Genomic DNA, 12,899 nt, shown 5'->3' with positions numbered 1-12,899 from the left:
TCTGCACCCACAGGTGCAACGATTGACGGAGGCAATGCCATGACTCAGCAACCGGCGAAACTGGGTGTTCACTCCGAAGCTGGCAAGCTGCGCAAGGTGATGGTCTGCGCGCCCGGGCTGGCCCACCAGCGCCTGACGCCGAGCAACTGCGACGAGCTGCTGTTCGACGACGTGCTCTGGGTCAACCAGGCCAAGCGCGACCATTTCGATTTCGTCACCAAGATGCGCGAGCGCGGCGTCGAGGTGCTGGAAATGCACAACCTGCTGACCGAGACGGTGAGCAATCCAGAGGCCTTGAAGTGGATTCTCGACCGCAAGATCACCGCCAACCAGGTCGGCATCGGCCTGCAGGACGAGGTGCGCAGCTGGCTCGAAGAACAGCAACCCCGGCAGCTTGCCGAGTACCTGATCGGCGGTGTTTCGGGCAGTGACATCCCCGGCACCCAGAGCGGCGAGATCGTCAGCCTGTTCCGCGACTACCTGGGCCACTCGAGCTTCATCCTGCCGCCGCTGCCCAACACCCTGTTCACCCGCGACACCAGTTGCTGGATCTACGGCGGCGTGTCGCTCAACCCGATGCACTGGACCGCGCGCCGCCAGGAAACCCAGCTCACCGCCGCGATCTACCGCTTCCATCCGCAGTTCGCCGGTCAGGACTTCAAGGTCTGGTATGGCGATCCCGAGCTCGACCACGGCCTGGCCACGCTCGAAGGTGGCGACGTCATGCCGATCGGCAAAGGCGTGGTGCTGGTCGGCATGGGCGAACGCAGCTCACGGCAGGCCATTGGCCAGCTGGCGCTGTCGCTGTTCCGCCACGGTGCGGCCGAGCGGGTGATCGTCGCCGGCCTGCCGCGTGCGCGCTCGGCGATGCATCTGGATACGGTATTCAGCTTCTGCGATCGCGATCCGGTGACCGTTTTCCCAGAAGTGGTGCAAAGCATCGTCGCCTTCAGTCTGCGCCCTGACGAGAGCAAGCCCGGCGGCATCGATCTGCGCCGGGAAAAGGCCAGCTTCCTCCAGGTGGTAGCCGAAGCTCTCGGCCTGCCGGCTCTGCGTGTAGTGGAAACCGGTGGCGACAGCTACGAGGTGGAGCGCGAGCAGTGGGACGATGGTAACAACGTGGTCGCCCTCGAACCCGGCGTGGTCATCGGCTACGACCGCAACACCTTCACCAACACGCTGCTACGCAAGGCTGGCGTCGAAGTCATCACCATCAGCTCCAGCGAACTGGGTCGTGGCCGCGGCGGCGGTCACTGCATGACCTGCCCGATCGTGCGCGACGCGCTCGACTACTGATCACCGCGCCGGGGTTTGCCCGGCAACCCCACATTGCGGAGGACGCGCCATGGCCTTCAACATCCACAACCGCAGCCTGCTCAGCCTGATGCACCACAGCGAGCGCGAGCTGCAGTATCTGCTCGACCTCTCTCGCGACCTCAAGCGCGCCAAGTACAGCGGCACCGAACGCCAGCACCTCAAGGGCAAGAACATCGCGCTGATCTTCGAGAAGACCTCCACGCGAACCCGCTGCGCCTTCGAGGTGGCCGCCTACGATCAGGGCGCCAACGTCACCTACATCGACCCCAACTCTTCGCAGATCGGCCACAAGGAAAGCATGAAGGACACCGCTCGGGTGCTCGGGCGGCTGTACGACGCCATCGAGTACCGCGGGTTCAGGCAGGAGATCGTCGAGGAGCTGGCGCAGTACGCCGGCGTGCCGGTCTACAACGGCCTGACCGACGAGTACCACCCGACCCAGATGATCGCTGACGTCATGACCATGCGCGAGCACAGCGACAAGCCACTGCACCAGATCAGCTACGCCTACGTGGGCGATGCGCGCAACAACATGGGCAACTCGCTGCTGCTGATCGGCGCCAAGCTGGGCATGGACGTCCGCATCGCCGCACCGCGCGCCCTTTGGCCCAGCGAGCAGCACGTCAAGGCCTGCGAGGAATTCGCCGCGCAGAGCGGTGCGCGCCTGCTGCTCACCGAGGATACGCAGGCGGCGGTGCAGGGCGTCGACTTCATCCACACCGACGTCTGGGTCTCGATGGGCGAGCCGATGGACGCCTGGGCCGAGCGCATCCAGCAGCTGCTGCCCTACCAGGTGAACGCGGCGCTGATGCAGGCGAGCAACAATCCGCGGGTGAAGTTCATGCACTGCCTGCCGGCGTTCCACAACAGCGAGACCAAGGTCGGCAGGGAGATCGCCACGCGCTATCCGCACCTGGCCAACGGTATCGAGGTCACCGAGGAGGTGTTCGAATCCCCGGCCTGCATTGCCTTCGAGCAGGCGGAGAACCGCATGCACACCATCAAGGCGATCCTGGTCTCCACCCTCGCCGACATCTGACGTGACCGGCGTCCGTGACGGGCGCGCTGGAGGAACCGACATGCGCATCGTCATCGCGCTGGGCGGCAATGCCCTGCTTCGCCGAGGGGAGCCGCTGAGCGCCGAGAATCAGCGAGAGAACATCCGCCGCGCCTGCGCACAGATCGCGCGGGTCGCACCGGGCAACGAACTGGTGGTGGCGCACGGCAACGGCCCGCAGGTCGGGCTGCTGGCCCTGCAAGGGGCCGCCTACAAGGAGGTACCCAGCTATCCGTTGGACGTCTTGGGGGCCGAAACCGAGGGCATGATCGGCTACATCATCGAGCAGGAGCTGGGCAATGTGCTGCCATTCGAGGTGCCCTTCGCGACGCTGCTGACCCAGGTCGAAGTGGATCCGCAGGATCCGGCCTTCCAGGCGCCTAGCAAGCCGATTGGCCCGGTCTACAGCCGCGAAGAGGCACAGCGTCTGGCCGAACAACGGGGCTGGAGCATTGCGCCCGACGGCGACCATTTCCGCCGCGTGGTGCCCAGCCCGCGGCCGAAGCGGATCTTCGAGATCAGGCCGATCAGCTGGCTCCTGGAGAAGGGCTGCGTGGTGATCTGCGCCGGCGGCGGTGGCATTCCGACCGTCTACGACCAGCAGGGGCGGCTACAAGGGGTTGAGGCGGTGATCGACAAGGACCTGTGTTCGGCGCTGCTGGCCGAGCAGCTCGGCGCCGATCTGCTGGTGATCGCGACCGATGTCGACGGCGCCTACCTGGATTGGGGCACCGCGCAGCAGCGGCGGATCGTCGAAGCCCATCCCGAGCAACTGGAACGCCTTGGCTTCGCCGCGGGGTCCATGGGCCCAAAGGTCGAGGCAGCCTGTCAGTTCGCCCGTCATACCGGCAAGGTCGCGGTGATCGGCTCGCTCGAACAGATCGAGGCCATCGTCCGCGGCGAAGCTGGCACACACGTCAGCCTGGCGGCAACCGGCCTGCGCCACGCATAAAAAAGGGCGCCAGCGGCGCCCTTCGTTTAGCAGGTGAACCTCAATGGCCGCGACGCAGCGCCTGTGGCGAGAAGTCACGCGGGCCGAGTTTCACGTCGAAGTCGTACATCGGCTCGTTGTTATCCAGGCCATCGACGAAGTAGTTGCCGTCCTTGAGGTGGTAGAGCGTCTCCAGCGTGCTGTTGAACATCGGCACCTCGTAGTAGCTGATCGGATGGCTTTCCTGCAGGCCGATCAGTTGCCCGTTCTCGTCATACAGATCGACCGCCAGAATCGCCCAGCTGTCCTCGTCGATGTAGAAGCGGCGTTTGTCGTAGAGATGGCTGAAGCCCTTGCGCAGCGTGGCATCCACCACCCACACGCGGTGCAGCTCGTAGCGCAGCAGGTCGGGATTGAGCGTGCGCGGCTGGACGATGGTGTCGTAGGCAATGCCCTTCTGGTGCAGGGCGTAGCTGTTGTAGGGCACCAGCATTTCGCGCTTGCCGAGCAGCTCCCACTCGTAGCGATCCGGTGCGCCATTGAACGAATCGACCACATCAGCCGTGGCCAGGCCGCTGGTGTCCGGTTGCAACGAATCGTAGGCCAGCGAGGGCAGACGACGCACACGGCGGTCGTCCGCACTGTAGCGCCAGGCCTTGCGGGTGGTGAGCACCTGATCAATCGGGTCCTGCACCACCAGCGCCGTGCCGGAGAGCTTGGCCGGCGCGGTGACGCGGTACTTGTAGTACAGCACGGTATTGTCCAGATCCGCGTAGGTCATGCCTTCGCGGTTATAGACGTAGTACACGTGGCGATCGCGCTTGATGTAGTTGGCCCGGCCGCCGATCACCACTGCCTGGTTGTTGATCATGTGGCTCTGGTCACCCTTGTAATGCAGGATGTGGTTCCAGATGACCTCGATACCGCTTTGCGGAATCGGGAAGGGAATCCCGGCCGCCGCGCCCTGGATGCCGTTGCCGTTGGCGATCAGTTCGGCGCTGACGGCGTTGAAGCGAGTGGCGTCGTAAATGCGCTGCGGTACCGCTGCGCTGCGGCGGGTCGGGAACACGCGCAGGTAATAGTCAGGATTGCGCTCGAGCAGCGCCTTCATGCCCGCGGATAGCTGTTCGCTGTGCTCGGCCAGGTTAGTGCCATCGACCCGATAGAGCATCGCGTCGGCGGCAAAGGGATCCGGGTGGTGCATGCCACGTTCATAGCCGGCTGGCGGTGCGACACCTCCAGTCCAGGCGGGAATGGTGCCGGCCGCATTCGCCGAACGCTCGGCACCCAGCGGCGTCAGGTCCTGCCCGAGCCGGGCGGCCTGCGTACTGTCGACCTTGGCCTGTACCGGCAGTGCGGCACAGGTGGCCAGCATCAAGGCTCCAATCTTCGCGTACATCGTCTACTCCCCCAATTGCGCACAATGTCAGGGCGCTGCCAGGCATGCCCGATCATCGGCGTTGCATTGTTATCGGTGTGGGCAGGCATGCCTTCCTGGCCGGCATTCGTCCCTGGCCGCTGTTGCGGCTCTTCGATTGGATGCGGCCAGCGTGGCTGGCCTGGCACCGCCCGCGGGCGGTACGGCGGCAGCAGCACAGGCTGCCGTTATTACGCTGTCACTCAGTCGACGCGCTGGAATTTCAAGTCCCAGACGCCATGCCCGAGCCGCTCACCACGGCGTTCGAACTTGGTCACCGGCCGCTCAGCGGGTCGCGGCACATAGCGGCCATCCTCGGCCAGATTGCGGTAGCCCGGGGCGACGCTCATCACCTCGAGCATGTGTTCGGCGTAGGGCTCCCAGTCGGTGGCCATGTGCAGCACGCCGCCGATCTTCAGCTTGCTGCGTACCAGCTCGGCGAAGGCCGGCTGAACGATGCGACGCTTGTGATGACGGCTCTTGTGCCAGGGGTCTGGAAAGAACAGCAGCACGCGGTCGAGGCTGGCGTCGGGTACGCAATCGCGTAGCACCTCCAGAGCGTCGCAACTGTAGACCCGGACGTTGCTCAATTTCTGTGACACAAGTCCGCTCAGCAACGCGCCGACGCCCGGTTTATGCACTTCGACGCCGATGAAGTCCTGCTCCGGCGCCGCAGCGGCCATCTCCAGGGTCGAATGACCCATGCCGAAGCCGATCTCGAAGGTGCGCGGCGCACTGCGGCCAAAGACGGCGTCGAAGTCGCGCAGACCATCCGCCAGCTCAAGACCGAACAGTGGCCAGCCCTGCTCCAGGCCGCGCTGCTGGCCTTCGGTCATGCGCCCGGCGCGCATGACGAAACTCTTGATGGTGCGGCGAGGCGCGCTCTGTTGCTCTTCGGCCGCGGGGTTCTGCTCAGTCATGGTCTACCTGCAAGACATAAAAAAGGCCGGCCCCGACCACGGTCGAGGCCGGCCACGAATCGTTTCAGCGAATCAGCCCATCCAGCGGCGACGAGGCGCTGGCGTAGAGCTTCTTCGGCATGCGCCCGGCCAGGTACGCCAGGCGCCCGGCCTCGATGGCGTATTTCATCGCCTCGGCCATCAGCACCGGATTCTGCGCATGGGCGATGGCGCTGTTCATCAGCACCGCTTCGCAGCCCAACTCCATGGCGATGGTGGCATCCGAAGCGGTGCCGACACCGGCGTCGACCAGCACGGGCACGGTCGCTTCCTCGAGGATGATGCGCAGGTTGTACGGGTTGCAGATGCCCAGGCCGGTGCCGATCAGGCCGGCCAGCGGCATCACCGCGATGCAGCCCATTTCGGCCAGCTGGCGAGCAATGATCGGGTCGTCACTGGTGTAGACCATGACGTCGAAGCCGTCCTTGATCAGCACTTCGGCGGCCTTTAGGGTCTCGATCACGTTGGGGAACAGGGTCTTCTGATCGGCCAGTACTTCCAGCTTGACCAGCTTGTGGCCATCGAGCAGTTCACGTGCCAGGCGGCAGGTACGTACCGCGTCCTCGGCGGTAAAACAGCCGGCGGTGTTCGGCAGGATGGTGTAGCGCTCGGGGCTGATCACGTCGAGCAGGTTCGGCTCGCCCGGATTCTGGCCGATGTTGGTGCGGCGCACCGCGACGGTGACGATCTCGGCACCCGAGGCCTCGATGGCCGCACGCGTCTCTTCGAGGTCCTTGTACTTGCCGGTGCCGACCAGCAGGCGCGATTGATAGGTGCGACCGGCCAGGATGAAAGGCTTGTCGTTCGGAACTGGGCGCATGGGAAATCCTCGTTCGGACGTGTTGCTGCGGGCTGTGGGCGCCGCAGAGGCGGCGTCATTCGGATGAGCGGGTGCGGTTAACCGCCGCCGATGGCGTGCACCACTTCGACCTGGTCACCTTCGCTGAGCGCGGTGTTGGCGTGCGCGCTGCGCGGCACGATATCGCGATTGAGCTCGACGGCCAGGCGGCGACCGGTCAGTTCCAGGCGCGCCAGCAGGTCGGCCACCGTCTGGCCGGCTGGCAGCTCGTAGGGTTCGCCGTTGAGTTGAATCTGCATGCTGTTCGCTGCCATTGCGAAAGGGGACGGCATTCTAGCCCGAACCACCCGGTGCACCAAGGCGCACCCCGCGGCCGTTCGTCCCGCTCAGCCGCGGATGCGCCAGCCCGCCAGGGCCAGACACAGCCAGCCGGCGAGAAAGGCGGTGCCGCCTATGGGCGTGATCATGCCGAGCTTGCCGACCCCGGTCAGCGTGAGCAGATAGAGGCTGCCGGAGAACAGCAGGATACCGACGACGAACAAGCCGCCTGCCACAGTCAGCAGGCGGCCGGGGCGTTGTAGCGCGAGCAGCGCGACGCCGAGCAGCGCCAGGGCATGGATCAGCTGATACTGCACGCCGGTCTGGAATACCGCGAGATGGGCGGCGCTCAGTTGGCTGCGCAAGCCGTGGGAGGCGAAGGCGCCGAGGGCGACGCCGGTCAAACCGAACAGGGCGGCAAGCACGAGATAGCTACGAATCATTGCTTTTCCGGTCGATGGCCTGAGCGGCCGCTATAATGCCCGCTCTTTTCGCCCACGACCACGTGCCATGTTGCGAAACCTGCTGCTGCGCCTGTCCAAACTGCTGCTCTGGCTGATCGCCCTTTCGGTGCTGCTGGTACTGCTGTTTCGCTGGGTGCCACCGCCGTTCACCGCTTTGATGATCGAGCGCAAGATCGAGTCCTGGAACACAGGCGAAGCTATCGACCTGACCCGCAAGTGGCGGCCCTGGAAAGAGCTGCCAGACGACCTGAAGATGGCAGTGATCGCCGCCGAGGACCAGAAGTTCGCCGACCACTGGGGCTTCGACATCGCTGCAATTCGCGCCGCCCTCAGCCACAATGAACGCGGTGGTTCACTGCGCGGTGCCAGCACATTGAGTCAGCAGGTGGCGAAGAACCTTTTCCTCTGGTCCGGCCGCAGCTGGCCACGCAAGGGACTGGAGGCCTGGTTCACTGCGCTGATCGAGCTGCTGTGGCCCAAGCAGCGCATTCTCGAGGTGTACCTCAACAGCGTGGAATGGGCCGACGGAATCTTCGGTGCCGAGGCGGCGGCGCAGCATCACTTCGGTACCGGTGCGCCCTATCTGTCGGCCCACCAGGCCAGCCTGCTGGCCGCGGTGCTGCCCAACCCGCGACAATGGAGCGCTGGTAAACCGAGCCGCTATGTGAACAATCGCGCGGCCTGGATTCGACAGCAGATGCGCCAGCTCGGTGGCAGCCATTACTTGCAGCGAATCAAACCGAACCACCCGGAATGGTGGCCGAGCTGGCTGTGAGCCGGCATGCAGCACGACCGGCGCAGCAGGACGCAGCACTACCGGTGCCTGATGACCTAGCGCCCGCTCGCCATGGTGCGATGGGGTTTGACTGTGCAGTATTCGATCGGACCCAAGAGCAACGATGAACACCTCTCTCGTCCGGCTGAGCCTGGGCTACTTCTGCCTGGCGATGCTGTGGATCCTTCTCGGCGACACCCTGCTCGGCCAACTGGTGAGCGGTGACGGCCAGGCCTGGCAGATGGGCAAGGGCGCCCTGTTCGTGACGCTCACCAGCGCCCTGCTGTTCGTGCTCGGTCGCCGGCACGTCCGTCGCTTCGATGAGCAGCAGCGCGCCCAGCATCTGCAGAAGACCAGTCTGAAGCAGGCCGCTGCGGTCTTCGACAGCACCCAGGAAGGCGTGCTGGTCACCGATCCGCATCAGCACATCGTGCACGTCAACCCGGCATTCAGCCGCATCACCGGCTACAGCACGGACGAAGTGCTCGGCCAGACGCCGAAACTGTTCGCTTCCGGCAAGCATGATGCGGCCTTCTATCAGGAGATGTGGCATGCACTGCGCGAGCACGGGTCCTGGAGCGGCGAGATCTGGAATCGGCGCAAGAACGGCGACGTCTATCCACAGTGGCAGAATCTGCGCTGCATCTACGACGATCAGGACCAGCTCAGCCATTATGTCGCGGTATTTTCCGATCTCTCGGCGCTGAAGCGTTCACGCGAAGAACTCGACCAGCTCGCTCACTATGACCCGCTGGTCAATCTGCCGAATCGCCTGCTGTTCACCGAGCGTGCCAAGCAGGACCTGGAGCGCGCCCGGGCGAACAAACGCAGCGGCGCGTTGCTGCTGATCGACCTGGACCACTTCAAGGACATCAACGAAAGCCTCGGGCACAGCCTGGGTGACGCCCTGCTCCAGGCCGTCAGCGCCCGCCTGAGCGAACAACTGGAGAACGGCATGACCCTCGGCCGGCTGGGCGGCGATGAGTTTGCCCTGCTCTGCGAGGACCACGGCGCGGAAAAGGCGACCGCTCTGGCGTTGCGCCTGCTGGATCGGCTGAACGAGCCTTATCACCTGGGCGACCGCGAGCTGTTCAGCAGTGCCAGCATTGGCATCGTGCTCTACCCGTACCCTACCGACGTACAGAACGTCGAGCAACTGATGCGCAATGCCGACTCGGCGCTGTTCAAGGCCAAGAGCAGCGGCCGCTCCACCTACGCCTTCTATTCCCAGGAATTGACCAGTCAGGCCCGTCAGCGCGTCGAACTGGTCACCGCGCTGCGCCAGGCGTTGGAGCAGGGCCAGCTGCGTTTGCATTACCAACCGACCTACGATCTGCGCCACGGCACCATCACCGGCTTCGAGGCGCTGGTACGCTGGCTGCATCCGGAGAAAGGGCTGATCGCACCGGGCATTTTCATTCCCATCGCCGAAGAAACCGGCTTGATCAGCGCCATCGACCGCTGGGTACTGGAGCAGGCTTGCCACCAGGCGCAGGAGTGGCTGGCCCAGAATCGGCCGCTCGGCTTCATCGCCGTGAATATTTCCAGCAGGCTGTTCGGTAACGGCGAACTCGATCTGCAGGTCGCCACGATCCTCGCCAGATCCGGACTCGACGCGCGCCATCTCGAACTGGAGATCACCGAAAGCGCAGTGATGCAGGACCCGGATGCCGCCGTCCAGCTACTGCAGCGCCTGCGTGCACTCGGGGTGCAGCTGGCGATCGATGATTTCGGCACCGGCTACTCGTCATTGCAGCGGCTCAAGCGGATGAACGTACACAAGCTCAAGATCGATCAAGGGTTCGTTCGCGGGCTGCCGAACGACCATGATGACGCCGCCATTACCCGCTCCGTCATCGGCCTGGCGCACAACCTCGGCCTGAAAGTGGTGGCCGAGGGCATCGAAACCACCGAACAGGCAGCCTTCCTGCTCGAACAAAATTGCGATTACGGGCAAGGCTACGGCTTCGCCCGACCACTACCGCCCGAAGCGATCGAGTGGAGTCCGACAGCACTCGACTACGGGCAGTGCTGCCACTCGTCGCGCGCCTGAGCGGATGCATATATCAAAAGGCCACTACGGAAGGTAAGCTGGCCGAGTTCCCCGAGTCGCCGATCCATTCCAGTTTCCGCCGCAGCACTTGCGGCATACTGAACCGACCGGCTACCGGCGGGCTGACGCAACTTCTGGCCCGCGGGGCATCCAAATCGATTCAGGCATGCGCACCGCAGCGAAGATGATGAGCGACCCAGCCCAACCCGCCAGCCAGTTCCAGGCCCTGCGACAGTTGTTCACCCGGCAGAACGGTATCGCCTGGGCGATGCTGTTGTTCACCCTGCTGGTGCAGCTGGCGGCCTGGCAGAACCTGCGCGCCAACGAGGACCGGGCGGCCGAACAGCAGTTCCAGCTACTCAGCGAGAAAGTCACCGAAGCCATCCGCAAGCGGCTACGCGACCACGAGCAGATTCTCCTCGGGGGCGCCGGCCTGTTCGACGCCGTCGACCACGTCAGCCGTGCGCAATGGCGTCTGTATGTTCAGCGCCTGCTGCTGCCAGACCGCTATCCGGGCATCCAGGGCGTGGGCTTCAGCCAGGCCATCACGCCGGACGAGCGGGACGCGCATATCGCACGGATTCGAGCCGAAGGCTTCCCGGAGTACGACATCCATCCGCCTGGTGAGCGCGACCTCTATACCTCGATCGTTTTTCTCGAGCCCTTCGTCGGGCGCAACCTGGCCGCTTTCGGCTTCGACATGTACTCCGAGCCGACCCGCCGCCGGGCCATGCTGCGGGCTGCGCGCCTGGGCGAGACCAGCATCACGGCGAAGGTGACGCTGATGCAGGAGACTCACGGCAAGGTCCAGGCCGGCGTACTGCTTTACGTGCCGGTATACCGGCAAGGCGAGCCGACCGACACACCCGCGCAGCGCATGCAGGCGCTTATCGGCTTCGTCTACAGCCCCTATCGCCTCGATGATCTGATGCAGGGCATCCTGCGCGCCGCCGACCTGCCGCTGGCGCTGCATATCTACGCCAGCGACGACGAAGACCCAGAGCAACTGCTCTATGCCTCGTCCGATGCGCCACAGCCCGGCGACGCTCGCTATAGCCGATTGCAGCAGCTGCACCTGTACGGCCAGACCTGGACCCTGCGCATGGACAGCCGGCCGGAGTTCGACGGGCGCTTCCATGGCAACGAAAGCCTGATGCTCGCCCTGGGCCTCGGCCTGAGCCTGCTGGTGTTCTTCCTCACCTCCTCGCTTGCCCTGCGCCATAGCCGCATCCAGGCCTTGGCGGAAGAGATGACCCAGCGCATCCGCCAAAGCAAGAATGACCTGAAGGTGAGCGAGGAGCGGCTCTCGCTGGCGCTCAAGGGCAGCAACGATGGCCTCTGGGATCTCGATCTGGAAGCAGGCAGCATGTATGCCTCGCCACGCGCCTGGGAAATGCTCGGCTACCGCCCGGACGAGTTGTCTTGCGACCTCAAGCTATGGGAACGCCTGACCGTACCCGAGGATCTGGCGCAGCAGAAAGCCAAGCTGGCGCAAACCATGCTGTCCAATCTCGATCACTTTACGAGCGAACTGCGCCTGCAACACAAGCACGGCCATGTCGTACCCGTTCTGCTGCGTGGCTATATCCAGCGCGACCCGCAAGGAATGGCCCAGCGCATCAGCGGTACCCTGATGGACCTGACCGAGCGCAAGCGCATCGAGCAGATGAAGAATGACTTCGTCTCGACCGTGAGCCATGAACTGCGCACGCCCTTGACCTCCATCAGCGGTGCGCTCGGCCTGATCGTCGGCGGCGCGCTCGGTGCGGCGCCGCCAGCCATGCAGCAGATGCTAGAGATCGCCTACCGCAACAGCCTGCGCCTGGGTCATCTGATCAACGACCTGCTGGACATGGAGAAGATCGCTGCTGGCAAGATGGCCTTTGAACTGCGCGAGCATTCACTTGGCAAGCTGCTGGAGGAATCGCTTTCAAGCAATCAGCTGCTGTGCGGCCAGCATGGCGTGCGCTGCACGCTGCACCATCCACAGGACGTCCTGGTTTGGGTCGACAGCCTGCGCCTGCAACAGGTGCTCGGCAATTTTCTTTCCAATGCCGTGAAGTTCACTCCCGAAGGCGGAGAGATCCGCCTGCACACCAGCCTTCGCGGCGCGCGGGTACGCATCAGCGTGACCGATCAGGGGCCGGGCATACCGGACGCCTTCCGCTCACGGGTATTCGAGAAGTTCGCCCAAGCCGATGCCTCTGACAGCCGGCAGAAGTCGGGCACCGGCCTGGGCCTGGCGATCACCAAGGAGCTCATCGAGCGCATGGGCGGCACAGTCGGCTTCGATTGCCAGCCCGGCGCTGGCACCACCTTCTGGTGCGAGCTGCCGATCCAGACGCCGACAAGCGAGGCAGACAACCGGGAAGGCCTGCCGCGGATACTGGTCGTCGAAGACGAGCCGGATACCGGGCGCCTGCTGCACATGATGCTGCGCGAAGGAGGATACGCAGTGGATCGCGTGCAGAGCCTGCACCAGGCACGGGAGAAACTCGCCACCGGGTGCTACGAGGCCATGACGCTGGACCTGCACCTACCCGATGGCAGCGGGGCACAGTTGATTGACGAACTGCGCGCACGGCCGGCCATACACGAATTGCCAATCGTCGTGATCTCCGCAGCGCACCAGTTCGACGAGGCGAAATTCCCTGACCGGATCGTCTGGCTGCACAAGCCGATCACCAATGCGCAGCTGCTGGCGGCGATAGACCAGGCGCGACGAAACACGCTTCATCAGGGCGACGAACAGCGATAACTAACGCCTGCGAGCCGGACGTTCGGCAAAAAAAATCGCGGGTGCCATCGG

Annotated in this window: 11 protein-coding genes; 6 read left to right on the top strand and 5 right to left on the bottom strand. The window is 64.4% G+C overall.

The annotated features are described in order from the left end of the window. Positions 1–39: 39 nt before the first annotated feature. Genes arcA through arcC form a run of 3 tightly spaced genes read left to right on the top strand, consistent with a single transcriptional unit; the run spans position 40 to position 3,326 of the window. Positions 40–1,296, top strand: coding sequence for an arginine deiminase (gene arcA / locus NAO55_RS12295; RefSeq protein WP_102838911.1), 1,257 nt, complete (start codon positions 40–42; stop codon positions 1,294–1,296). 49 nt (positions 1,297–1,345) lie between these two features. Beyond that, on the top strand, positions 1,346–2,356 hold the full coding sequence (locus tag NAO55_RS12290) for an ornithine carbamoyltransferase (protein ID WP_102838912.1): 1,011 nt from the start codon (positions 1,346–1,348) through the stop codon (positions 2,354–2,356). A 40-nt stretch (positions 2,357–2,396) separates the two neighbouring features. Continuing rightward, complete coding sequence (arcC, locus tag NAO55_RS12285; protein WP_102838913.1) at positions 2,397–3,326, top strand: carbamate kinase; 930 nt, start codon at positions 2,397–2,399, stop codon at positions 3,324–3,326. A 40-nt stretch (positions 3,327–3,366) separates the two neighbouring features. On the opposite strand, the gene NAO55_RS12280 is transcribed toward arcC, so the two are convergent. From NAO55_RS12280 to NAO55_RS12260, 5 genes are all read right to left on the bottom strand, one after another. After that, the gene (locus NAO55_RS12280; protein WP_102838914.1) at positions 3,367–4,704 is read right to left on the bottom strand and encodes a DUF1329 domain-containing protein; all 1,338 of its coding nucleotides are present in this window, start codon (positions 4,702–4,704) and stop codon (positions 3,367–3,369) included. A 221-nt stretch (positions 4,705–4,925) separates the two neighbouring features. Further along, entirely contained in the window at positions 4,926–5,642 is a 717-nt protein-coding gene (trmB, locus tag NAO55_RS12275) for a tRNA (guanosine(46)-N7)-methyltransferase TrmB (RefSeq protein WP_102838915.1), read from the bottom strand. 64 nt (positions 5,643–5,706) lie between these two features. Further along, a complete protein-coding gene (locus NAO55_RS12270; RefSeq protein ID WP_102838916.1) occupies positions 5,707–6,501 on the bottom strand; it encodes a thiazole synthase in 795 nt (264 codons plus the stop codon). A 77-nt stretch (positions 6,502–6,578) separates the two neighbouring features. Next, positions 6,579–6,779 carry a sulfur carrier protein ThiS gene (gene thiS / locus NAO55_RS12265; protein ID WP_102839657.1) on the bottom strand — a complete coding sequence of 67 codons (201 nt, stop codon included), beginning with the start codon at positions 6,777–6,779 and terminating at the stop codon, positions 6,579–6,581. Between the two features lie 87 nt (positions 6,780–6,866). Then, positions 6,867–7,241, bottom strand: a complete 375-nt coding sequence (locus NAO55_RS12260; protein WP_102838917.1) for a DUF423 domain-containing protein — start codon at positions 7,239–7,241, stop codon at positions 6,867–6,869. 67 nt (positions 7,242–7,308) lie between these two features. On the opposite strand from NAO55_RS12260, the gene mtgA reads away from it, so the two are divergent. From mtgA to NAO55_RS12245, 3 genes are all read left to right on the top strand, one after another. Next, entirely contained in the window at positions 7,309–8,037 is a 729-nt protein-coding gene (gene mtgA / locus NAO55_RS12255; RefSeq protein WP_102838918.1) for a monofunctional biosynthetic peptidoglycan transglycosylase, read from the top strand. A 124-nt stretch (positions 8,038–8,161) separates the two neighbouring features. Continuing rightward, positions 8,162–10,090 carry a phosphodiesterase DibA gene (dibA, locus tag NAO55_RS12250; RefSeq protein ID WP_102838919.1) on the top strand — a complete coding sequence of 643 codons (1,929 nt, stop codon included), beginning with the start codon at positions 8,162–8,164 and terminating at the stop codon, positions 10,088–10,090. 187 nt (positions 10,091–10,277) lie between these two features. After that, positions 10,278–12,848, top strand: a complete 2,571-nt coding sequence (locus NAO55_RS12245) for a hybrid sensor histidine kinase/response regulator (protein WP_102839658.1) — start codon at positions 10,278–10,280, stop codon at positions 12,846–12,848. The last annotated feature ends 51 nt before the right edge of the window (positions 12,849–12,899 follow it).

It is taken from the genome of Stutzerimonas frequens (assembly GCF_024448335.1).
GTDB lineage: Bacteria > Pseudomonadota > Gammaproteobacteria > Pseudomonadales > Pseudomonadaceae > Stutzerimonas > Stutzerimonas frequens.
This window is presented reverse-complemented; position numbering and strand designations above follow the sequence as displayed.